Annotated in this window: 16 protein-coding genes; 2 read left to right on the forward strand and 14 right to left on the reverse strand. The window is 44.9% G+C overall.

From position 1 onward, the window contains the following. Positions 1-128: 128 nt before the first annotated feature. The 5 genes from secG to miaB all read right to left on the reverse strand — a co-directional run bounded on the left by secG (position 129) and on the right by miaB (position 5,057). On the reverse strand, positions 129-479 hold the full coding sequence (gene secG, locus ABDD94_RS18850; protein WP_345950546.1) for a preprotein translocase subunit SecG: 351 nt from the start codon (positions 477-479) through the stop codon (positions 129-131). 8 nt (positions 480-487) lie between these two features. Then, a complete protein-coding gene (locus ABDD94_RS18855; protein ID WP_345953537.1) occupies positions 488-1,591 on the reverse strand; it encodes a hypothetical protein in 1,104 nt (367 codons plus the stop codon). A 22-nt stretch (positions 1,592-1,613) separates the two neighbouring features. Beyond that, a complete protein-coding gene (locus ABDD94_RS18860) occupies positions 1,614-2,135 on the reverse strand; it encodes an LptE family protein (RefSeq protein ID WP_345950544.1) in 522 nt (173 codons plus the stop codon). Further along, entirely contained in the window at positions 2,135-3,370 is a 1,236-nt protein-coding gene (locus tag ABDD94_RS18865) for a sigma-54 dependent transcriptional regulator (protein WP_345950543.1), read from the reverse strand. The genes ABDD94_RS18860 and ABDD94_RS18865 overlap by 1 nt, the downstream gene beginning before the upstream one ends. 241 nt (positions 3,371-3,611) lie before the next feature. Further along, positions 3,612-5,057 (reverse strand): tRNA (N6-isopentenyl adenosine(37)-C2)-methylthiotransferase MiaB, encoded by a 1,446-nt coding sequence (miaB, locus tag ABDD94_RS18870; RefSeq protein WP_345950542.1) that lies wholly within the window; start codon positions 5,055-5,057, stop codon positions 3,612-3,614. 224 nt (positions 5,058-5,281) lie between these two features. Between miaB and ABDD94_RS18875 the strand changes: the two genes are divergently transcribed. Both ABDD94_RS18875 and ABDD94_RS18880 read left to right on the forward strand, forming a co-directional pair. After that, positions 5,282-7,057, forward strand: a complete 1,776-nt coding sequence (locus ABDD94_RS18875) for a hypothetical protein (RefSeq protein WP_345953538.1) — start codon at positions 5,282-5,284, stop codon at positions 7,055-7,057. 81 nt (positions 7,058-7,138) lie between these two features. Next, positions 7,139-7,843 (forward strand): head GIN domain-containing protein, encoded by a 705-nt coding sequence (locus ABDD94_RS18880; RefSeq protein WP_345953539.1) that lies wholly within the window; start codon positions 7,139-7,141, stop codon positions 7,841-7,843. Between the two features lie 59 nt (positions 7,844-7,902). On the opposite strand, the gene ABDD94_RS18885 is transcribed toward ABDD94_RS18880, so the two are convergent. From ABDD94_RS18885 to ABDD94_RS18925, 9 genes are all read right to left on the reverse strand, one after another. Then, positions 7,903-8,385, reverse strand: coding sequence for a hypothetical protein (locus ABDD94_RS18885; RefSeq protein WP_345953540.1), 483 nt, complete (start codon positions 8,383-8,385; stop codon positions 7,903-7,905). A 77-nt stretch (positions 8,386-8,462) separates the two neighbouring features. Then, positions 8,463-15,512 carry a cell surface protein SprA gene (gene sprA, locus ABDD94_RS18890; protein WP_345953541.1) on the reverse strand — a complete coding sequence of 2,350 codons (7,050 nt, stop codon included), beginning with the start codon at positions 15,510-15,512 and terminating at the stop codon, positions 8,463-8,465. A gap of 27 nt (positions 15,513-15,539) precedes the next feature. Continuing rightward, positions 15,540-16,124 (reverse strand): Holliday junction branch migration protein RuvA, encoded by a 585-nt coding sequence (gene ruvA, locus ABDD94_RS18895; RefSeq protein ID WP_345950537.1) that lies wholly within the window; start codon positions 16,122-16,124, stop codon positions 15,540-15,542. 131 nt (positions 16,125-16,255) lie between these two features. After that, a complete protein-coding gene (locus ABDD94_RS18900) occupies positions 16,256-18,550 on the reverse strand; it encodes an NADP-dependent malic enzyme (RefSeq protein WP_345950536.1) in 2,295 nt (764 codons plus the stop codon). A gap of 288 nt (positions 18,551-18,838) precedes the next feature. Then, the gene (locus ABDD94_RS18905) at positions 18,839-20,155 is read right to left on the reverse strand and encodes a transglycosylase SLT domain-containing protein (RefSeq protein ID WP_345953542.1); all 1,317 of its coding nucleotides are present in this window, start codon (positions 20,153-20,155) and stop codon (positions 18,839-18,841) included. Positions 20,156-20,210: 55 nt separating this feature from the next. Beyond that, positions 20,211-21,650, reverse strand: coding sequence for an Asp-tRNA(Asn)/Glu-tRNA(Gln) amidotransferase subunit GatA (gene gatA / locus ABDD94_RS18910; protein WP_345953543.1), 1,440 nt, complete (start codon positions 21,648-21,650; stop codon positions 20,211-20,213). Positions 21,651-21,742: 92 nt separating this feature from the next. Continuing rightward, entirely contained in the window at positions 21,743-21,913 is a 171-nt protein-coding gene (gene tatA, locus ABDD94_RS18915) for a twin-arginine translocase TatA/TatE family subunit (protein ID WP_345950533.1), read from the reverse strand. Positions 21,914-21,931: 18 nt separating this feature from the next. Next, positions 21,932-22,258, reverse strand: a complete 327-nt coding sequence (gene tatA, locus ABDD94_RS18920; RefSeq protein ID WP_345950532.1) for a twin-arginine translocase TatA/TatE family subunit — start codon at positions 22,256-22,258, stop codon at positions 21,932-21,934. A gap of 55 nt (positions 22,259-22,313) precedes the next feature. After that, complete coding sequence (locus ABDD94_RS18925; protein WP_345953544.1) at positions 22,314-23,630, reverse strand: peptidoglycan DD-metalloendopeptidase family protein; 1,317 nt, start codon at positions 23,628-23,630, stop codon at positions 22,314-22,316. Between the last annotated feature and the right edge of the window lie 15 nt (positions 23,631-23,645).

Raw genomic sequence — 23,645 nt, forward strand, 5'->3', positions numbered from 1 at the left:
TTAAGCCTAAAAAGGCAAAGAAATCTTGACTTTACACCGGTGTGACAATGCCATGATGACAGGACAGTATAAAACTAAAAAAGGCTTCGGTAGTAACGAAGCCTTTTCTGTTAATTTATTGTTATACTTTATTTCTTGGTTGTATCAGCTGGTTTAGCAGGCAGGCTCAATGGAGCTGTAGTACCAACCGGACCGCTCGGCTTAGATGCCTTTTGGATCTGATCCCGGTACTCTGAACCACCAGCACTTGTACCGCCGCTTTTAATAGCTACGTTTACCGCTAATGACAATACCATCAGCATTATAGCCAAGATCCAGGTACCTTTTTCAAGAATATCACCTGTTTTTTGAACGCCTAATAGCTGTGATGAGCTTGAAAAGTTTGAAGACAGGCCGCCACCTTTAGGGTTTTGAATTAATACAATTACGCCTAATAGTATACAAACCAGGATGGCAACAATTAATAATACTAAATACATTTTATATGCTAATTAATTTTCTTTTCTAAAATTTCAATCTGGCTGGCAAAGTAACGTCTTTTTTCCGGATTTTTCAACATTAATATTTTATAAGCAGCTATAGCTTTGGAATATAACATTTGGTCGGCATAAATACGGGCTAACGTTTCGGTAATCAATTCTTCCTGATCCTCGGCACTATGTTTGGCTTTATTTTCGGTATCAATTTTATCGCTGGTGGGCGGCTTCATTTGAGGTTCTTCCTGTATAAAGCGATCAACAATATCGTCTGTTTTATGCTCCTCGGCTTCTAGCTTGGATTCGGTTACTGGCCTTAAAGAGTTACCAGCAGTAGAACCGGCATAAGGCCGGTACATAGAGCTGTGTTTGCTGCGGGTTTTATCTAACCACCACAAAAAGCTGTAAGGCATTTTATCGTCGTGGTAGCGGGTAACCTGGCCCTCTTCCGTAGTCGGCTGCTCTACTTTAGGCTCGGCAACAGGTTGAACAAGCACTTCGGGTTCCGGGTTGGGCTGGTTACGCTCAACAAAAGCCTGATCAAACACAAAGTAGTCATTAGCGGCAATGCTTTCAATAATCAGCTGCTGTGTTTCGTCTAAAGGTTCATCTTTAAAAATAGGCCTTAGCGTTTGATCTGCTCTGTCGTTACTTTCAACTTTGCCAACGGGCCCGGCATCCGGTGTTGCAACGGGAGCATCGTTTTTAATATTTTCATAAGCATCGGCAGGTTCCGGCTCTTTGGATACAAAAGCTTCTGTAGCAGGCCGCACTGCAGGCTCTGTAACAATAACAGGAGCCTCAGCTACCTCTACAGCCGGCCGGGCTTTTATCTTATTCTCTTTAAATATAATTTGAGCGGGAGATACAGCTGGTAACTTCTCGGGTGATTTGATTACTTTTTGTAATAACATGCTATCACCAAACCAGGCAGCGGCTTCGCTTAGTTGCGTTGCGTTGCCCAACCGTGCTTGTATGGCATGCAGCACCCCGCACTCCGGAAAGCTATACAACAAAGTTTGCAAGTTATCCCTATGCGCATCGGTAAGCTTGGCTGTACTGCTAAGCACCTGCTTTAAAAGATCGGTAGGATTATGGCTGATATCTTGTTGCACGTGGTTGAAACTAATAAAATGATTACCAGTTAGCAAAGGCTTTGTTAAAAATATCCTCTGTTAACTGCTGGTTGATAATTCTGATCAGGTTTTGTTCCTGCGAGTTAATATCACCGGTAAAATCGGTATAGCGTGAAAATGATTGCTCAAAGTCAGGCGATAGCTTTTTGTCTTTGTTATTGGTGTACTTTACGTTAACGGTTATGGTTAAACGTGTGGCGGTAGCCCTTGGCGCCGTGTTATTATCGGTAGCCTGTACAGATACTGGCGCATAGCTAAAGCCGGTTATTGCCCCTTCCATTATGGCATCAGCATCACCTCTCACAATACTGAGCCTGCTTTGCGAGCGTATACGCTCCTTAAGCGCCTCGGTAAAAGATTGACTCATATTGCTAACCACTAATGGGGCCGTGTTTTCAAAAAACACGATGTTAATGGTTTGCATATCGCGCGGTATGGAAGCGCCGTTAAGCGTAACGGAGCACGATGAGTAGATCATGCCTATCATCAATATAGCAAAGCACAATAGTTTCTTTTTAAACATTACAGGTTTAATTCTTTTATTTTACGGTACAGCGTCCGCTCCGATATACCCAACTCATTGGCTGCAAGTTTGCGCTTGCCTTTGTGCTTTTTAAGCGCCTTGCGTATCAAGTCAGATTCCTTTTCGATAAGTGATAAGGACTCTTCTACCTCTTCAGCATGCGGGGTAATCACAGTTTCGTTCTTATGATTATTTACAACGGGCTGTTGGATGGTAAATTGTGCTTCGGGACGAGCCGGCAACTCAATATCATGATAAAGTTGATTAAGCGTTTGCGTGCTGCTGGGCGTATATGAGCCAGGAGCACCGCCGTGTTCAATTATCTCGGCTACCAGCTTTTTAAGTTCCACCATATCCCGCTTCATATCAAAAAGCACCTTATATAACAAGTCCCGCTCTGAGAAGTCTTCGCGCGGCTGGTTGTCCAGTCGCATGGGTAAATTACTACGGCCGGCCTCTTGCGGCATATAAGTAAGTAAGGTAGCTGCGTTAATGGTACGATCTCGCTCTAACACGGCCAACTGTTCGGCTACGTTTTTTAGCTGGCGCACGTTACCTGGCCACGTATAGCTAACCAATACCTGCTGAGCGCTTTCGTCCAGGTGTAAGCCTGGCGTTCGGTATTTGTCGGTAAAATCGGCCGAAAATTTACGAAACAGCAAAATAATATCTTCTTTCCGGTCGCGCAAAGGTGGTATACGCAACGGAACGGTATTTAAACGATAATATAAGTCTTCGCGAAACTTGCCTGCTTTTACAGCCTCATACACATCAACGTTGGTAGCTGCTATAACACGCACGTTGGTTTTCTCTACTTTGGATGAGCCCACGCGGATAAACTGCCCCGACTCCAGCACACGTAACAAACGCGCTTGGGTACCCAATGGCATCTCCCCTATCTCATCTAAAAATATAGTGCCGCCGTTTACGGTTTCAAAGTACCCTTTACGCTCGCCAACAGCTCCCGTGTAGGCACCTTTTTCATGACCAAAAAGCTCCGAATCGATTGTACCCTCGGGTATGGCACCACAGTTTACGGCAATAAAAGGCCCATGCTTGCGTGCACTTAACTGATGAATGATATGCGAAAAAGCCTCTTTACCGCTACCACTCTCCCCGGTAATGAGTACCGAAATATCGGTAGGTGCTACCTGGTTTGCAATATCTATAGCCCGGTTAAGCAACGGCGAACTGCCGATGATACCAAAGCGTTGTTTAATTTCCTGTACGTTCATAGATTAGAATAAAGAGTATAGAATCAAGACTAACGCTCTTGTCGCTAAGTATATATTCTCTAAAAAGAGAACAGCATCTCTTGAGTTTATTCAGTTGTAGCTAAACCGTTAATCAATAATTCAACATTCCTATATTTTTTCTTCCTTGGTAAATTATTAATTGAGCTTATAACTCATAATGAAGAAACCGACCTTCAATAAAAATTCCGCAAAATGGATTACTGACTCTGTACTCTTGAATCTATATAACCTTTCCTAACAGTGTTGCGGTTGTGCACCGGTCTATTAATACGTTTACATACTGACCTGGCTTATAGTTTTCACTAACCGGAAAAACTACCATAGCATTGTTATCGCTGCGGCCGCAATAATCGAGGTTTGATTTTTTTGAAAATCCCTCAATCAGTACCCTTTGCACTTTACCAACCTGTGCCTGCAAACGCAAATGCGAATGTTGTTGCTGCTTAATTACTATTTCCTTCAAACGGCGGCTTTTTATAGCCTCGGGTATATCGTCGGCATAACGCTTGGCAGCCAGCGTGCCAGGGCGTTCCGAGTACATGAACATATACGCATAATCATACTGTACAAAATCCATCATGCTTAATGTATCCTGATGTTCTTCTTCCGTTTCACTGCAAAAGCCGGCTATTACATCGGTTGATATGGCACAACCCGGAATAATGCGGCGAATGGCTTCTACCCGGTTCATATACCATTCACGGTCATAAGTGCGGTTCATCAGCTCCAGCACACGGCTGTTACCAGATTGTACCGGCAGGTGAATATACTGGCAAATATTATCGTGTTTGGCAATGGTATACAACACCTCATCGGTAATATCTTTAGGGTGTGAGGTAGAAAAACGAACCCGTAAATCAGGATTAATCAATGCTACCATCTCCAGCAGCTGTGCAAAGTTGGTTCCCTTAATATCGTTAATTGATACTTCTTCACTTTCGCTGGTATCAGGCTTCCATTTATACGAATCCACATTCTGCCCTAACAAGGTAACCTCGCGGTAGCCTTGGTTAAACAGATCGGTACATTCTTTTATAATAGACTGCGGATCGCGGCTGCGTTCGCGGCCCCGGGTAAACGGCACAACACAGAATGAGCACATGTTGTCGCAGCCACGCATAATAGATACAAAGGCATTAATACCATTAGTATTTAACCTAACCGGATTAATATCTGCATAAGTTTCCTCACGTGATAGTAATACGTTAACGGCTTTCTGTCCGTCGTCTACCTGGTCTATCAGGTTTGGTAAATCACGGTAAGCATCAGGACCTACCACCACATCAACCAGCTTTTCTTCTTCCAGAAACTTTGCTTTCAGGCGCTCGGCCATACAGCCGAGTACCCCCACAATCATACCCGGATTTTTAACTTTTGCAATCGTAAATTCTTTTAAGCGGTTGCGCACACGTTGCTCGGCATTTTCGCGAATAGAGCAGGTATTTATAAAAATCACGTCGGCATTGTTAAAGTCTTTGGTGGTTTCAAAGCCTTTATCTAATAAAATAGATGCAACAATTTCACTGTCCGAGAAATTCATGGCGCAGCCATAACTTTCAATGTAAAGTTTACGGCCACTATATTTTTCAGGGGTTTGCTCCAGCATCAACGCTTCACCTTGCCTGCTTTCATCATGTGTTTTTTCCGGAATTAGCAAATCCATCATTTGTTAAAATTTTTGAGTTGCAAAAATACACAAAATTTAAATAATAGCGTGACAGATTGGCAGCATTTTGTAAAAATCGGATATGTTGCAAAAGCTGATAGAACAATACTTTTATTAGCTAAGAATTTAGTTTTTAGGTGTGGCAACAAATAGCTATTTTGGGAAGGAAAATGAGAACTATTGATGCCACACCCGGCTTAAGGTGTGATGGGGGCCGAGCATAAATGAAATTATCCTTTTTAAGACATACTTGGCAAAAGTTTTTAGCAGCCGCTTTCGTAGTATTTTTGTTGATGGTAACGGTAGTGGCTTATTTTGTAAACCGGCACTGGGCACCTATTTTGGCTACAGAGCTGCGCAACACTGTTTTGGCCAGCTCAGACAGCTTATACCAAGCCGATTTCACCGATGCAGAATTACACATTGTTCAGGGTAAGGTAATTGTTCATAATCTTACGCTTAAACCTAACCTATCTGTTTACAACAGGCAGTTAGCCCGTGGTATAGCGCCTAACAATTTGTATACGCTTAAAGTGAAACGTATTGTTTTTAAGCATATCCATCCTTTAAAATTATACTACAAACGCAAGCTGGATATTACGCAGATAGTGTTGAGCGCACCAGAGCTACGGGTGAGTTATCAGCTCAATCATCAGCTAAGCAAACCATCGCAAAAAAAAATAAGCGCCTGGCAGCGTATTAAGGGCTTACTTAAATCGGTACATATAGGTGAGGTGATGTTGAACGATGTAAAACTAACTTACCAGGATTATTCCGGAAACAAGCTGGATATATCGGAGCTAAAAGAAATGAACCTAACCGGTAAAGACCTGCTTATTGATTCGGTTACGCAATTCGATTCTACACGGTTTTATTATTTTAAGGACGTACAGGCCGAACTGAATAACTTTAGCCGGCCTGCAGATAATGGCCTTTATACTTACCGCATTAATCAGCTGCAATATTCAACCCTTACCTCGCAATTAAAGGCAAGAGGTGTAGCTTTACTACCCGCTGCAGATTCTGTTTTTTTTAACCGCCATGTGCGTACCTGGTTTCAGTTTGATGCCGATACCTTAAACTTATCAGGATTTGATTTTAAGAAGTATAACAAAGTGCGTTCACTTAACGCTGCCCGGCTTTTAATAGGCCGCAGCAATTTAACAGTGTTCTCAAACCCCGAAGGCCAGTCAAAAAAAGGCGACCGGCTTATAACTTATCCGCACGTCGCCATCAGGCAGGTAAAAAGTAATTTCAAGTTGGATACTGTTGATCTGCATCGCATCCATATTACGTATAATGGGTACGGTAAAAAGTCGCATAAGCCGGGCTACGTCTCCTTTTACAATACTGAAGGCCGTATTTTTAATATAACAAATGATAGTGCAGCTTTAAAGCGCAACCCCATAACACTGGTAAAGCTTCGTTCGTACTTAATGGAAAGCGGCCCGGTGGAGGCAGAAGTATCTTTCAACCTCACCGATTCGGCCAAATCATTCACCTATAAAGGCAGCGTTGGCCCTATGGATTTGGAAAAGATGAACAAGGCTACCATGCCATTTGGTCTCATAAAAATTGCCTCGGGCAAGCTGGATAGACTATCATTTGATTTTAAGGCCGACCGATATAAAACCAAGGGAAAAGTTAGCTTTTTGTACCACGATTTAAAAGTGCGTATTCTGAAAATGGATACCCTGGCCGACCGTTACCGTCATCGTACTATCGCTTCTATATTGGCTAATGCGCTTGTTGTAAAACGACATAATCCCGATTTTTTAGGCGGAACACCGCGCGAAACTGATGTTACCTATATCCGCCAGCCCGATACGCCCTTTTTTAAAACGGTGTGGAAAAGCCTCGCCATAGGCATAAAAGCCGGAGCCGGTTATGATGCAGCTACTGAAAAAATGGTAAAGCAGCATATAGCCCAACGTATAGACGATAAAAAAAGACGCGAGTTACGCAGGCAGCTGCGCCGCCAGCGGCAGGGCAGGCGCTAAGGCGCCAGTAAATTATTTTCTTTATTTGGTGCAACGGATACCATTTTACTGCTGTCTTGTAAATAAACCAACCCTCATAACATGATGAAAAAATTTATCTATACCGCAGTTGCTATCTTATTCATGATAGCCGGACAGCAGGCATCAGCACAAAAAACTACTGCACAAAGCCGGCCGGTAAGCAGCTTTGATAAGGTGGCTTCGGCGGGGCCGTTCCAGGTGCAGGTAGTATTGGATGGCACAGAAAGCGTGCGCGTTACTGGTAATGAAGATGTACTTCAATATATTGAAACTGTTGTGGAGAAAGAGACCTTACAAATTAGACTGAAAAAGGACATTAAATGGGACAGAAATATTGGCAAAGTTGAAGTTTATGTTACAGCCAAGAGTTTAAACACGCTTATTAACAGCGGATCGGGCAGCATTAAGGTTGATGGCACTATCAATACCGAACACTTCAAGACTGTAATGAGCGGCTCGGGCAGTATATCAACCGATATAAAAACTAAAGACCTGCATGCCGTATTAAGCGGCTCAGGCTTTATTAAACTGAGCGGCAGCGCCCAGGATGCCAGCATGGTTGTAACGGGATCGGGTCAGGTGCTGGGTAAATCATTAGGTACCGAAAAAACTTCGACCGTAATAACCGGATCGGGCCAGGTATATGTGGCGGCAGATAAACACGTAAGCGCTCGTATCACCGGATCGGGCCAGGTTATTTACACAGGCAATGCCGAAGTGGAAAGCCGCAGTATAGGATCGGGCAAGGTTACCAAAGCAAACTAAACATACCACCCCATTATATATACAATAAAAGCACTGTGAATTCACAGTGCCTTTTTTGTTTAGTCCTCATCGGCTATAAACTGGTATCTCGATGTGATCTCTACGCAGAAGGCGTTGGGTGAGCAAATACTGGATATGGCAAGCCTTCGCAAACCATTTGATTCAATGGTGAAATTTGCAGATGCGTCAGGATCGTTTGCTTTTACCAACTTATCCCGGCTGGCATACGGCCCATTAACCGGATCGTTAATATAAGACTCCTTATTATAAAATAGAATGGTATTTCCTTGCAGCCGGTACCTGCCGGATGTGTATTGCAGATAACCTAAATAATTGGAGCTATTGGGGTCTTGTACCATCCTGGTAAGGTAGTACTTACCCTGTTTATCAAACAGATAAAACTCATGTATGTGATTGGCAGCAAGCTGTGGTGCTCCTTCGGTTTCCCACCGCCCTATAATTTTGTTATTAGTTTTGTCCTTTTTGCAAGCAATAACAACAATTACCAACAATGTAAAAACAAGCGTAATCTTCTTCATCATAATAACTTTACAGCCAATACGATAAATCATTAAAAGTATAACACTAACAATAAAATTTAACCTCTTGAGCGTTCCTCTTATTGCAGCAATAATTTCAAGTTTACGCCAAAGTTGGTAAACGCCGTGTTAAATGTTTGTGAGGTATAGGGCTTGGTAATGTTCGAGTCGTAGAAAAGGTTGAAGTTAAAACGCTGGTTAATCACATAATCAATAGACGGGCGGATGGTGATATTTTTGGCGCCTGATGATATTTCGGCAGTTTGCACATCAGCACGGTAAATTACAATCTTATTATCGCGCAGGGCAAAGTCCATTTTAAAGTTCAAATCGTTATTCAGCTTAAAATTCCTGAACAAACCAAACGGAAATCTGAAGTTACGGGTACGATACCCAAAGCCAAACACCATAATATTTTCGTTTTGCTGCGCCAGCTGGCTATTCAGCAAGCTTAGGCTCATGGTACGGCTGTTACGGTATTCGGCATTTACGGTCATGCTATTTTTAAAGCGGATGTCGACTCCTAACAAAGGCACAAACTGTTCAAATAAGGTTACTTGCGTAAACTGGTAAAATGGCAAAAAATCGCTGTTTACATCACGTTCACTTGGCGCACCGTTTACTTCGCGGTAACGGATAAGCGAATTAAAGCTGTTTACGCTGTAAGTTGAACGATAACCATGGCGTAGGTCAAATGAATCAAACAGTTCTTTAAACCAGCTAATTCTGCTTAAGCCATTATAGGTAAGCTGCCAGTTAGGGATAGGTATTTGCGGAAAGCTGTTCAGACTCGACTTGCTGGCATCCTTACCACTATAAGCCGCCAGGAAAGAAGACACTAATACGTCCTGCTGATTTGGCCCATAACCTTCACGATAACCATCTGCGGTAGTACCACCCGAATTGGCATTTTGCGCCCCTAAGCGCTGCGATATTATACGGCGGTTATTCAACAGGGCCTGGAAAGTACTGGAGTACTTGTTGATACCTTGTTCTTTTGAAAACGCTGTACCTATAGAGAGGAAAGAAACACTGTATGTTCCGGACGTGATTGGGCTTAAGCTCTCGAAACCGCCTGATGCAGCGTTGTACTTGTAGTTGGTTTGAAAATTACGGTCACGTGTACGAAAGGCAGTCAGTTCTATATTTAAGTCAGGAAACGGCCTGATGGTGCTCCGGAAGTGCATATCCTCATTCAGCGTGGTCGAATAAAGCTGATTTTGTAAGGTATCTCTGCTTAACCAGCCGTTGGCAATGGCCTTAGGACGCAGATCGGCCTGGCTGCCCAGCAAAAAGCCTATACCGGGTGCATTGTAACTAAAGTCCTGACCTGCAAATGAGGTAGTTGGTAAGTAGCCCGGTAAATAAGTGCCTTCGCTACGCGTATACGTTGCGCCAAGGTTTTTAACACTGGTCAGCAAACCCACCAGTAGCTTACTGGCTTTATTTGTTCCCTTGCCATCAGCATTGTTAAACTTGCGCAGGTAAGCAAACTTATTGTAAAGCCCGGTTAAGTTAAGGGTTGGATTAATTTGAACCGACCGTGAATTTTGAATAGTATTACCCACATTGAGGTTAACATCATCAATAGCAAATTTGGGTTGGGTTTGCCAGTTAAAGTTGGTGCTGTAACGTGCAATAGTGCTTACCCAATCCAGCCCCGGCACCTGGTTAATAGGCACGGTATAGTTAAAATTGATGGTATGGTTGTAATTGGTGGTGCGGCCCAGGCGTTTCAGGTTATCCCACAAGGTGTCGCGCTTTAAACCATTCACCCGTCCGGCAGGTTCATCCACTACCGATAGGTTAGTAGCGTCAATATCCATTTGCAGTGATTTGGTGAGGTTCCAGCCTATACCGTAAACACGGGTAATGTTAAAGTTTTTGTTGAAAGTAGTAGTAGGTATGGGTAAAAAGTTATTCGGGTCGTTATTACGCAGGGTATTCTCGGAATAAAACCTATCGAAACTGATCGCAAAATTTAACCTTGATGGTAAAATACTGAAGTTGAAATCGCGCAGCAGTGAGAGCATATTGCTTTTAATTACCTTCTCGAGCGGCGTATAATACCTGGCTTGGTTTAAGTAGTTATAAGCCAATGCCACCTTGTATATTTTTTGATTATCGTTTTCAGTTATAAAATCATGGTGCTCATACTCTGAGTAGGCGTAAGTGGCATTTAAGTTTTCTACATCCCATAAGCGTACCGGCTCGGCGGGGTTTGTTTTAGCTTTGTGCACATTGGTAAAGTTGATGCTTTTGCGCATAGTATAATCCTGAGCCGTGCGTTTTATTTCATCACGCTTTTCATCGGTTGGGGCATTGCGCAGTGCATCTTTCATTTCCACATCGGGCTGAGCCGGGTTATATTGCGGCATGGCTACCTGTTGCGATAAGTTAACATACATAGGTATATGCACACCTGTTTTAGCCGGAAAGAACTTGCCCAGTTCCAGGCTGCCGGCTACGTCAAATGTTTGGTTGTCGCTCCGGCTGCGCTCGCTTACGCGCTGCTCAATAGAGCCAAAACCGATAGTAGTTTTGCTGCCAGCCAACGTTACGTCGGCAAAATCGGCCAGCTTGGCGTTAAGCCGTGCAGTGGCTGCCCAGCCGCCGCGCTGGTCAAAATCGGTTAAGCGCAACTCGTTAAACCACACAATGGCCGACTTATCAAAACCGCCTGTTGCCCTGTAAGGATTACGTACTCCCAGCATAATGGCACGCAAACGACTCAAATCGGGTTGGCCTTTAATGGTAATGCGGTTGTTGCCCTCCATTATGGTAAAAGGTACCGTTAAAGAAGCCTGACCAGTAGCTATGGCATTATCACGAGCCAGCTTAGCACGTGTTAAAGCCGCCAGCTCAAGGTCTATATTATTAACCTCAGGCCATATAGCTCCTGGATCTGACGTGCCCGGACGAGTTATTTTCAATGGCACTTCATACTCGTAATAGCTGTCCTGGTAATCAACCCCCAAACGTATAAAAGCGCTCAGGTCGTTATCGTTCAACTGATCACCCTCGGCGTGCACAAACATTTGCAGGCGTTTGTAGGCGCGTAAATCATTATAAAAAGTACGATATGCCGCCCTTGAATAACCGTTGCGCAGGTTTAATACATTTAAAGAGAGAGACTGCTCATTTAACCGGGTATCAGTACGCAGGTTGTTATAATCGCGCTGGCGTTCAATGCCCGGCGGCAGTACGTAAGGTATTGGGCTGCGGTTACCGTTAGCCTCCAGGTTTACAGCTTGTACATTCAGGGTCGAATTATCTATCGGCGCATTTACCAATGCAGGATCGGCAATTACCTTAGTGGCATTGTTCTCTACGTTATATCCGCGCCATTCGCCACGTACCAATTGCAGCGTACCCATACGCAACACCGCGGTATCGGCAAAGTTGGTCATGAACATACGCATGTAGCGGATGGCCTTAAAGTCCTGAATATTTCCCTCGCGCGATTGATAAGCTAAAATAGGCACCCTAAACTGGTACCAGTTTACACTTTGTGTGGTACCATCGGCAAGTTTAACCTGTGCGGTTACCTTATCGTTTATAAAGTTTTGTCCCACCACCAAATCCTGCGGCCTTACCGATACCTTGTACTGAAAATATTCATCAGCCTGACTCATGCTGTTGTCACGGTTCAGGTCTTCCCCATCTGGCAGGGAGGTTGAAGCGGAAGTAGAAACACCCAGCTCGGCCTGTGATTGCTCGGCAGTTTTGGAGTTACCCTCGGTACCGTTGTAGCGGCTGTAGCGCTGCAAAATGCCGGCCCGGTTCTGATCCTGCTGCGAGCCCTGGTAATATTGGTAATTGTCAGATGATGGGTCGGCAGTAAGTGCGTTGGCTGCTTGTGGTGTAAGCTGTGTTCTTACCTGCTGCAAAAAGCCGGAGAATTTGGTTTGCTCGCCGGCATCATTCATCCCATCCAAACCCACATCCTGCAAACGGCGGGCATCGGGGTTATTATCAAAAGCATTAATAACCGGCTGCAGGCGCGGCACGCGTCCCCAAACAGTTTCGTCGGTTTGCGTATTGCTGCCGTCGGGCGGTAAACCGTTTTCTACTGACTTACGGCCGTCTTTCAAAATATCTTCGGTTATGCTGCCCAGGTTTAAATACAGATCACCACCTTGTGAGTTGGGTTTGTAAATGAAAGGGTCCATCATCCAAAACTCAATGTACTGTACGTTGAGCGATTCAAAATCGTTGGTTTCCAGCTTGCGGAACATACCGCCCCAGCGCGTACGCGGATTGAGCAATGTACCATCCGGACTGATGCCTGTGGTAGTATAATTGTACTGACCACGTGTATTAGGGTAAAAAGCCAAATCGAGCGTAGGCAATATCAAGGGCTGGCCGGTTACCGATTGTCGGTAAGGCAACACCTCGGTTTCGAGCACCTGGCGCACGTAGTGGTTTGACAGATCGGCCCGGGTAATGTTAAAGTTAGAGCTGGATGTGTAAAATATAGGGTCGATGTTGTAAAAGGCCAGGCGGGCACGGTTGTAACCATAACTCAGATCGTTAAACAAACGCGACTCCGGGAACAATTGCGGCGTGCCCGAAATTTGCCAGTTTAAGGCGCTTTTTAAGTCGATAATGGATTGGCTGCTTTCAAAATCATCCAGGTAAGATGTACCGCCTTTGGAGCCCGCAAAATTCACTGCGCTGGGGCTGCCCGGCATAAGGCGCGCCACCTCTCCCGAAAAGTTAATGAACGATGGTGCTTTGGTATTGATGAACGGTAATCGATCTACCAAACGCGTTAACCAGCGCGACTCGGTACTATAATTAACATCGAGGCCCATAATCGTGTTGGATACCGACTCCTCGCCAATGATTTGCTTTTGGGTAAGTGGCTGCTCACTTAAGTGCATGATGGTACCACCCAAGGCTAACTTAGGGCTGGCACGGTAATCAAACCGGGAACCATACAAGGTTTTTTGCTGGATGCCAAAGAGCTCGTTATTCTCAATATTAATAGTGAGTGGCTGGCCCGATGATAACAGCGCCTGGTTTAAAACCCTTATACGGCCAATGCTGTAGTCAACGGTAAAATCGGTTCCTTCCTGCAAGCGCAGGGCACCGGCATTCACTACTACCGAACCCTGGGGTATGTTTACCGCATTAAGTTGAAACTCTGAGCCCGACTGTGATGAATAAGTACCTTTAATGATATACCGGTTAAGCTGTGGAAAGTATTGCTGGGCAATGGTACGCGTACTATCGTACAGCGGCTGGTATACATAGCGCCTTACCAGATCCTGCTCTGTTGGCCTGAACCTGCGAGCCAAGTCGCTACCAAATGGCTCTACCACCGGAAACATGATACGCCCGTTCTGCGAATCAATCGTAATACCTTCCAAAAAGTCGAAGTAGCCGTCGCCCTCAGGCAGGCGGTCGTTCTGCTGGTTCAGGGTATCCAGACGGGTAAGTTGCAACCACCGCTTGCCGGTTATGTTGGCCCCCTCGTCAATATTCTGTTTCTCGATGTTCGTCCGGTCGTCCAAACGGGCAATGGTAAGCCTGAAGTTTACCGGGCTAACCTGGTAAGCACCCAGCGAGTAGATGTTTTTCATCATCAAATCCCAGGTGGGCAGGTTAGTTTTCAGTATCTCGTTCTTCAGCAACTTCACATAAAGTGCTTTTGGGTTTACCGGGTCAACGGGTATATCGTTAGAGAACTCCCCTACCTGATATTCAACACCGTTGTAAGTATAGCGGTAGGCAACTGCCAGTACCTCATCGTTATTAAGCGGATAATTTAAAGAGATATAGCCCAACTGCGGATGAAGCGTAAACTCCTTGCTGGTTAATTTACGCGCATAAGGTAGCTTGGCATAGTTATCAGTAGCGCCAGATGACTGGAAAAAATTAGCAACATCATTAGAGTTAGACAAGCGCCCCTGGTTTGGCAAACTGAATAAGCGGTTTAACAATGAGTTAGACTGTTGTGTAAAACCAGGCCCCTGGAAGCCTGCAGGCAAGCCCGAAAAGCCCGGTCCGCCTTGTATTTGAGCGGTGTTGTATGGCCTGTTCTCACCTAAGTCTAACAAGCCGATGATATCGCGTGAATCGGTAGTGGTGTTAGTTCGGTTGGTGGTCCAAACCTCCACACGGGTAACCACCACATTGGTGCTGATGAGCGGAATATTTGCTAAAGCCCTGTTATAATTATTTCTGAAATACTGTGACAGAAAGTAATGGCGGTTGGCCTCATAATCGGCTGGTGTAAGCCTAAACTCGCCTTGCTGTGCACCGTTAGTAATGGTGATTGTACGTGCTTGCGAGCGTTGTTGAGAGAATATACTGGTTACATCGAGCTTTCCAAATTTCAACTTGGTTTTTAAGCCAAACAGCGCCTGACTGCCACGAATAAGGGCGGTGTTCAAAGGCATGCTTACCGTACCGGCCTCAATCTTTTGAATGATCTCGTCGGGTCGGCCGGTATAGTCGAGCTTTACCTGGTTCTCAAACTGAAATTGGGCATCTGTATTGTAATTGGTGGCAATCTTTAATTTATCGCCGATAGCACCCGTAACATTCATTTGGATGCGCTGGTCAAAGTTGAAGTTGAACTGCTTGCGCTGCTGGGTATTAAACAGCGGGTTTTGATTGCTGTTTACCTGACCCGCAAACACCAGTTGGGCAGATCCTTGCGGACGAATATCAATGGTATTGCTACCAAATATCTGCTCAAAAGTACGGCTCCTGATTTTTATTTGCGGAATAAACCCAGGCTGCTGAGAACTGTAAGCATAATCGTCAGCAAGTTTTTTAAAGTACTCCCGGCGGTTTTGCTGCTGAGTTAGCTGCAGGTATTCGGTAAAGGTTAAATACCGGGGCGCACGGTAAAGCAAGTTGCCCACCTTCTCAATAAGTATGTAACGATTGGATGAAGCATCGTACTGAATGGTACGCACTAAATTGGGCGGATCGTTCTCAAAGCGCCCCTCGCGTAGTTTCGCGTTTTTAGATTGCTGGTTGCGGTACGGAACACTGATGGTAACAGAGTCCTTCCTGCCGGCAGGCTTTTTTTGGGCAAAAACAAAACTTATTCCGCTGCAAGCAGACCACAACACCAACCATGCAACAAACCTTGCAGTAAAATTTCGAATCAAGAACCGTTAAGAATTAAAGATTTAAAACTATAAACTTTTTAAAGCCGATTTAATCAGTTGTTCTACTGTTAAAGTATCTGTGCTCTTACCTATCTCCTGGTCTATAACCTTTTCGGCAGCAGCGCGGGCAAAGCCCAACATTACCAAAGCCGATAGCGCTTCGTCTTTAACCGTATTATTTGATGGCATGGATATCAGGCTATCAGGCCCTTCCTTACGCAATTTATCCTGCAGCTCGAGGATAACACGCTGAGCCGATTTTGGACCGATACCCTTTATACGCTGTATTTGAGTAACGTTACCTTTTACAATGGCAGTCTGAATCTCTTCGGGCGTTATGGATGATAACATCATGCGACCGGTATTAGGGCCAATACCCGAAACAGATATCAGGTGTAAAAACAGACGTTTTTCACCTTCATCGGCAAAGCCATAAAGGGTGTGCGCATCTTCCTTTACGTGCAGCCACACGTACAGGCGGCAGCGCTCGGCATCAGCAAGTTTAGAGAATGTATTTAAAGAGATGTTGATTTGATAGCCTATACCGCCCGCATCAATCACCACATAAGCCGGGCTTTTGAATACCAGCTTCCCATCAATATATGCGTACATGTTTTATTCGATATGATGTATTTTTTGTTAAAAATACTAAAACAAACGCTTATACGGCACGCTCTAAAAAAAGATTTGCCTCTGTTCAAATGAACAGAGGCAAATGACTTTAAAATTAAGATAACTAAAATTTACAGGTTGAGCAGCAAGCCTTCGGCATGGGCTTTTTGCTGTGCATCAACCACTGCAATGGTAATCATATTCACAATCTCGCGTACGGAACTGCCTAACTGGAGTACATGAACCGGCTTTTTCATACCCAATAAGATTGGACCGACCGCCTCGGCACCGCCTACTTCCTGCAACAGTTTATAAGCAATGTTGCCCGATTCGAGGTTAGGGAAAATAAGCGTGTTTGCGGCCTTACCATTTAAGGTCGAGAACGGAAAGTTATCGCTCAGCAAAGCGGGGTTCATAGCAAAGTTAGCCTGCATCTCGCCATCAATTACCATGTCAGGATATTGCTTATGCAATACTTTCACTGCCTCACGGGTTTTATCGGGCACCTCGCCATCGTTTGAGCCAAAGTTTGAGTAAGATAGCATGGCGATACGAGGATTGATGTTGAACTGCTTCACCGAACGCTCTACCAGCACGGTAATATCAACCAAATCCTGTGTTGTTGGGTTTACATTTACTGTGGTATCAGCAAAAAACAATGGCCCCTTCTTGGTAATCATCATGTACATACCGGCTACCTTGTTTACGCCGGTTTCGGTACCGATGATTTGCAAGGCCGGTTTTACTGTGGTTACGTAATTTTTGGTTAAGCCGGAGATAAGCGCGTCGGCATCGCCAAACTGCACCATGCTGGCACCATAATAGTTCCGGTCGCGCATCATTTTGCGGGCCTCATACAGGGTAATACCGCGGCGCTGGCGCTTTTGGTACAAGTGCTCTGCGTACTCTTCCTGCTTTTTGCAGGGCAGCAGTGTATTGATGATCTGCACATCGCCTAAATCAAGCTTATGCTCTTCAATAATCTGCTTAATTTTTTCGGTATTACCCAACAGTATAGGGATGGCAATGCCTTCGTCTTTCACAATTTGGGCAGCGCGTAAAATCTTATAATTATCGGCCTCGGCAAACACCACGCGCTTAGGATCTTGCTTGGCTTTGCCCGATAGATTACGCATCAGTTTATCATCTGCACCAATACGGGCACGTAGTTGCTCGGCGTAAGCATCCCAATCGGTTATAGGCAAACGCGCCACGCCCGATTCAACAGCAGCTTTAGCAACGGCAGATGACACCTCAGTTATGAGGCGCTGATCCATTGGTTTAGGAATAATGTAATCGCGGCCAAAGCGCAAGTTGGTGGTATTATAAGCCAGGTTAACCGCTTCCGGAACCGGCTTTTTGGTAAGCTCGGCAATGGCTTTAACCGCAGCCAGTTTCATTTCTTCGTTAATAGCTGTGGCACGCACATCCAGCGCACCGCGGAAAATGTATGGGAAACCCAGTACGTTATTTACCTGGTTTGGATAATCGCTACGGCCGGTGGCCATTATAATGTCCTGACGAGCAGCTACAGCAATGTCATAAGCTACCTCGGGTTCGGGGTTAGCCATGGCAAACACGATAGGATTTGGCGCCATGCTGCGCAGCATATCCGCATTAACCAGGTTACCTGCCGAAAGGCCAATAAACACATCAGCACCGTTCATCGCATCGGCCAGGGTGGTTATATCAGTACGGTTAGAGGCAAACTCTAAACGGATTTCGTCCAAATCGGTGCGGTTCGGTGTAATTAAACCGCCAATATCGAACATTACCAGGTTCTCTTTTTTCACACCCAGTGATAGATATATTTTGGTACACGATACGGCTGCTGCGCCAGCACCGTTAATCACCAATTTAATATCTTCCAGCTTTTTGCCCTGAATTTCGCAAGCATTCATTAAAGCAGCACCCGATATAATGGCCGTGCCATGCTGATCGTCGTGCATCACCGGGATCTTCATCTCGGCTTTAAGCCGCCGCTCAATCTCAAAGCAGGTTGGGGCCGATATGTCTTCGAGGTTTACACCACCAAAGGTTGGCTCCAAAGCCTTTACAATGTTTACAAACTCGTCTACATTTTTGGTGTTCAGCTCCAGGTCAAACACATCAATATCGGCATATATTTTAAACAAAAGGCCTTTACCTTCCATTACGGGTTTACTGGCTTCGGGACCAATATCGCCCAGGCCCAACACCGCCGTGCCATTACTGATTACAGCAACCAAGTTACCCTTGGCGGTGTATTTGTACACATCATCAACGTTTTGTGCAATTTCGCGGCAGGGCTCGGCAACGCCGGGCGAGTAGGCCATTGTTAAATCGCGTTGGGAATTGGTAGGCTTAGTTGGGATTACCTGTATCTTGCCGGGACGGCCTTTAGAGTGGTAATTCAGCGCATCTTGTTTACGTTTCGTATTATTCATTCTTCTCGTATTCAGGTGGGCAAAATTACAATTCCTTTTTTAACCAAATGAAGATTAGGTTAATATTAACCAATTTGGCATAGATTACCTGCTAAGAGCGGTGTTTATAGCAGGATAAGCAGTGAAGTGGTAAAAATTTCTTAATGGCAAGGCATCTCCGGTATAGCGCAAAGTGCATGCGCTGTTGCAAACCCGGTAGCCTACATCCAATTTAAAACTATAATAACAAAAAAGCCTTGGATAGTTTTGCTATCCAAGGCTCCAGGTTTATGGTAGGTTATTGAATATTTAGTTGGCCATACCAGCAGCACCTATGGCGTTGCCCAACGTGGCCAGTTCTTTGCCTGTTTTAACCGATTTACCAGCCGCCAAACCTGGCGCGGAAACTTTTAGCTTTTGGCCCGGCAGCGCTTTATTGCCGCGTATGTTATTCCAAATTCTTAAATCTTCTAAATCAATACCGTATTTATCGGCAATGCCACTTAGCGTTTCGCCTCTTTTTACCGTATGCAATGCAGCGGCGCTTTTGTTTACAGCCACAGCTTCTGCAGGTGCATCATCAGGCAATGAAGCGTATACCGGCTGGGCACTTACGCTTAAAGACTCGCCATTAAGCGCGCTATAAAGCAAACTATATTTCTCTTTGCCTAATTGCGGTATAACCATACGGCGCGGTGCCTTGGTAGTACCGTTTACAATGCGTTGTGTATAAGCCGGGTTTAACTTGGCTAACTCATTAGCGTCCAGGTTTAATATACGGGCTACGTTGTTGATCGATACAAACTTGTTTACCATAACGGTATCGGTATTCATGGTCATGTTGCAGGCCTGTGGCATAATGCCGTGCTGGTTGTAATATTTCATTACATACATGGTGGCAATAAAGGCGGGCACGTAGCCACGGGTTTCGGCCGGAAGGTACTGGCGTATAGACCAAAAATCAACCGCATTGGCTTGTTGCATGGCACGTTCTACACTGTTTTTACCACAGTTGTACGATGCGATAGCCAGCAGCCAATCGCCAAATTCCTGGTAGGCATCTTTTAAGTAAGCTGCAGCTGCATAGCTGGCTTGTATAGGATCGCGGCGCTCATCTACATAGTTATTCATGTTGAGCCCGTACATTTTAGCTGTAGAGTACATAAACTGCCATGGGCCTGTAGCGCCAACACGCGAAACTGCATTAGGGTTTAATTGCGACTCCACAATCGAAAGGTATTTGATCTCGTCGGGGATACCGGCATCGCGAAAAGCCTTTTCGTAAATAGGAAAGTAATATTTGCTCAAGCCCATTACCCGCCCCATTTCGCCGCGGCGATTGGGTGAGGTGTAGTTATTAATAAAGGCTTGTACGTACTCATTATAGTCCAGTTGAACGTCTTTTTGTATAGAATCCAGACGAATTTTAAAGGCTGAATTTTCGTAAGCGTTTTGTTGTAACTGTGCTGCTACCTGAGCGGGTACGGGTGTTGTACGTTTATAGCTCTGTAAAAAACTTTGGCCTAATCCTTGCTCGTATGAAGTGTCCTGGTATGCAGGCTGCGCCAACGCTTTATAGGACTGCAAGGCTGTAAGACAAAAAACAATCGTAAATAGTTTTCTCATTATCAGGGTACTATAAATACGGCTATTGGGTTAATTTCCGCATTTTACTAAATTATTAACTTTTACGCAAACTCCCAAAATAAGTTGCAAAATTTAACAATTCGGTTTCGCTAAAAGCTTTGGTGATGAATTGTAAGCCTAACGGCAAACCCTTGCTATTGTTTTGAACCGGTAACGAAATTGCAGGAACCCCGGCCAGTGATGCCTGTACGGTAAATATGTCTTCTAAATAAGTAACTATCGGATCAATATCTTGCCGGCCTATCTTAAAAGCAGGCTCAGGCGCAGTGGGCGTCAATATAAAATCGTATTCCTGTAAAATTTCGTTAGTACGGTTCTTTATAAGCCTGCGTACTTTTTGCGCTTTGGCATAATAGGCATCGTAGTAACCGGCACTCAGTACAAATGTGCCCAGCATAATACGGCGTTTAACCTCGGTCCCGAACCCTTCCGACCGCGAACGTTTATAAGTGGTAACGAGATCGACCGCATCAGGACTGCGGTATCCATAATGCACCCCGTCATACCGTGCCAGGTTTGATGAGGCCTCGGCCATGGTTAATATATAATAGGTTGGCACTACATAATCCAGGTACTCAAACGATACTGGCTCAACTGTGTGGCCATCGGCTTTCAGATCGTCTATTGCTTTTAATAATGCTGCCTTTACTTCAGCATCCAGACCTTCGCTGTCCAGCACTTCCTGTAAATAAGCTACTTTCTTTTTATCGGTTGATGCCTGTAAGGTTTTGGTGTAGCTGGGGACAGCTTGTTGCGATGCAGTGCCGTCATAAGCGTCGGGCCCTGCCATTACTTCCAACAACAGTGCAGCGTCTTCAACACTTTGGGTTATAGGCCCGGGCTGATCGAAAGAAGATGCATAGGCGATAATACCATGCCTTGATACGCGGCCATAGGTGGGTTTTAACCCAACCACACCGCAAAATGATGCAGGCTGGCGGATTGAACCTCCCGTATCGGTACCAATGGCCGCATGGCACATACCCGCTTGTACAGCCACCGCCGAACCGCCCGATGAGCCACCCGGTACGCGTGTTTCATCGGCCATGTTCTTTACGGGGCCAAAATAAGAGTTCTCGTTGGCGCCGCCCATGGCAAACTCGTCGCAATTGCAACGACCAATTATAATGGCATCTTCGGCCAGCAACCGCTCAACAACGGTTGAAGAATATATAGAAGTAAAGTTTTCTAATATTTTAGAAGAGGCGGTAACGGTGTGCCCTTTGTAGCAAATATTGTCTTTTATAGCTACAACCATACCGGCAAGCTTGCCGGTAGGTGCACCGCTTTTAAAGCGGCTATCCAACTCTTCGGCTTTTTGTAAAGCTTCATCCGCAAATACCTCGTTATAGGCATTTAAGTGCACGTATTGCTTAATGTTAGCCAGGTATTGGTTTACCAGCTCTTTAACGGTTGTTTGTCCGCCCTGCAAATCTTGCTGTATATCCGTTAAAGTGGTGTAAATTTTAGCCATAGGCCGCTAAAATAAAAAAACTTATCAGTTGATAATAAATAATTATCTACCGATAAGCTTAATTTATGAAGAATAAAGTATCGTTTATCCGATTAGGATTGCACTTTAGTTTTGTCTTCCTGCGTTTCCTTTGTGTTCGATGCGTCTTTAAATTCTTTAACGCCCTGGCCTAATCCTTTCATTAGCTCAGGAATTTTGCGTCCTCCGAATAAAATTAAAATTGCAACGATAATCAGAATGATTTCTGGTGCGCCTAATCCCATGATTGATAATTTTTATATTTAAAATTCTTTTTTGATAGAGTGTTCCGGCTCAACTGTAACCGTTTCGGTATTGGCAGCGGGAACCGTGTTTTGTGTCTCGGTCTCGGCCTCAATAACAGAAGTACGCACTACAGGCTCAGACGGTTTTTCATCAAAGCTATTTATTTGATTATGTATCTCCCGTTTCACCCCTTCCGACGCATCTTTAAAGTCGCGTATGCCTTTGCCTAAACCCCTTGCCAGTTCAGGAAGCTTGTTACCACCAAAAAGCAATAAGGCTACAAACAGAATTAGTATTAGCTCCGGTGTGCCAATGTTCAAAAACAAAAAAACCGAACTGAACATGAGTTATTTATTTAAAGGTACAAATATATACAATTATAACTGTACAATGTTTCACTTATTGTGATGCCAACCAAGATTTTGGATTAACCGGCGTACTGCCATTATACAGCTCGAAGTGAACTGTGGTTTCGCCGGTAGCAGCATCAGTTGCAGCGGCACCGATAGTTTGGCGTGTACTTACCTTTTGACCCGAACTTACACTAACCGACTTTAAGTTAGCGTAGCCCGTAAAATAAGAACCATGCTGTATAACTACCAGGTACGTACCGCTAATATCGTTTACGGCAGCTACGGTACCTTCAAACACCACACGTACAGGCGCACCGCCCGACGTACGGATATCAACACCGCGGTTGTCATTCCTAATGCCTTCTGGCGTGGTGTAAATACCAAAACCCTGAATTATTTGCCCTACACCTACCGGCCACGGCAAACGGCCTCGGTTACCTAAAAAGTCGTTTGAGAGTTTGGCGGCAGCTGGTGTAGCCGACAATACTTCTGAGTCGGTTTTACGGGTAATAGGTTTAGGTTTAGCGGCAACGGCAATTTCAGCAGCCGATTTATTGTCGGCCCTGGCTTTATCGGCAGCTAAAGCGGCACGACGGGCAGCCTCGGCGCGCGCTTCTTCTTCAGCTCGGCGGCGAGCCTCAGCAATCTCACGGCGTATGGCGGCCGAAATTTGCTGATCTACCTTGCGGCGTTGCGCCAATACAGCTCTTTGTTGTTTTTTAAGCTGCCCCTCCTGTTTAGAAAGATCGGCCACTACGGCTACCTGGTTATTGCGCTCCTTACCTAAGGTTTCCTTCTCTTTTTCCTGTTCTTGCAGCAAACTGCTTTTTTGGTTCTTGGTACGGTCCAGCTCGTTTATTTTGACGTGAAGATCCTTTTGGGTGCCTTGTATGGATTGAGCCTGACGCTCGCGGTAAGTACCAAATTGTTGCAGGTATTTGAGACGCTTATAAGCCTGATTAAAATCCTTGGACGCAAAAACGAACATTAACTTGTTGTAGGCGCTCTGGTTATGATAAGCAAACACAATCATGGCTGCATATTCCTTCTTTAGCTGATTTAGCTGTTGTTGCAGGGTTTGAACGGTATTGCTGTTTTCGCTAATCTCGTTGTTAAGCAACCTGATCTCCGAGTTAACATTCCTGATCTTTTCTTCGCGAAGGCCTATTTGTGCTTTTAGGATGTTAAGTTGCTTGATGGTCGATTTTTTATTGCTTAAAGTAGCGCGATACTCGCGGTTCAAATCTTCCAACTCATTATTTAACTCGGCCCGGCGGCGTTTCAGTTCGGCACTGCTTTGGGCGTGCGCATCAAAAATGCAGAAGGCCAGAATTACAAACAGTACAAGCTTTATAAATTTCATTAATCCAAAAGTACC

Source organism: Mucilaginibacter sp. PAMB04168, from assembly GCF_039634365.2.
Classification (GTDB): Bacteria; Bacteroidota; Bacteroidia; order Sphingobacteriales; family Sphingobacteriaceae; genus Mucilaginibacter.

Excerpts from the sequence above, each read along its gene's own strand:
- secG (WP_345950546.1), bottom strand. The coding sequence starts at position 479 with ATGTATTTAGTATTATTAATTGTTGCCATCCTGGTTTGTATACTATTA.
- ABDD94_RS18860 (WP_345950544.1), bottom strand. The coding sequence starts at position 2,135 with ATGTTTAAAAAGAAACTATTGTGCTTTGCTATATTGATGATAGGCATG.
- ABDD94_RS18865 (WP_345950543.1), bottom strand. The coding sequence starts at position 3,370 with ATGAACGTACAGGAAATTAAACAACGCTTTGGTATCATCGGCAGTTCG.
- miaB (WP_345950542.1), bottom strand. The coding sequence starts at position 5,057 with ATGATGGATTTGCTAATTCCGGAAAAAACACATGATGAAAGCAGGCAA.
- ABDD94_RS18875 (WP_345953538.1), top strand. The coding sequence starts at position 5,282 with ATGAAATTATCCTTTTTAAGACATACTTGGCAAAAGTTTTTAGCAGCC.
- ABDD94_RS18880 (WP_345953539.1), top strand. The coding sequence starts at position 7,139 with ATGATGAAAAAATTTATCTATACCGCAGTTGCTATCTTATTCATGATA.
- ABDD94_RS18885 (WP_345953540.1), bottom strand. The coding sequence starts at position 8,385 with ATGATGAAGAAGATTACGCTTGTTTTTACATTGTTGGTAATTGTTGTT.
- ruvA (WP_345950537.1), bottom strand. The coding sequence starts at position 16,124 with ATGTACGCATATATTGATGGGAAGCTGGTATTCAAAAGCCCGGCTTAT.
- ABDD94_RS18900 (WP_345950536.1), bottom strand. The coding sequence starts at position 18,550 with ATGAATAATACGAAACGTAAACAAGATGCGCTGAATTACCACTCTAAA.
- ABDD94_RS18905 (WP_345953542.1), bottom strand. The coding sequence starts at position 20,155 with ATGAGAAAACTATTTACGATTGTTTTTTGTCTTACAGCCTTGCAGTCC.
- gatA (WP_345953543.1), bottom strand. The coding sequence starts at position 21,650 with ATGGCTAAAATTTACACCACTTTAACGGATATACAGCAAGATTTGCAG.
- tatA (WP_345950533.1), bottom strand. The coding sequence starts at position 21,913 with ATGGGATTAGGCGCACCAGAAATCATTCTGATTATCGTTGCAATTTTA.
- tatA (WP_345950532.1), bottom strand. The coding sequence starts at position 22,258 with ATGTTCAGTTCGGTTTTTTTGTTTTTGAACATTGGCACACCGGAGCTA.
- ABDD94_RS18925 (WP_345953544.1), bottom strand. The coding sequence starts at position 23,630 with ATGAAATTTATAAAGCTTGTACTGTTTGTAATTCTGGCCTTCTGCATT.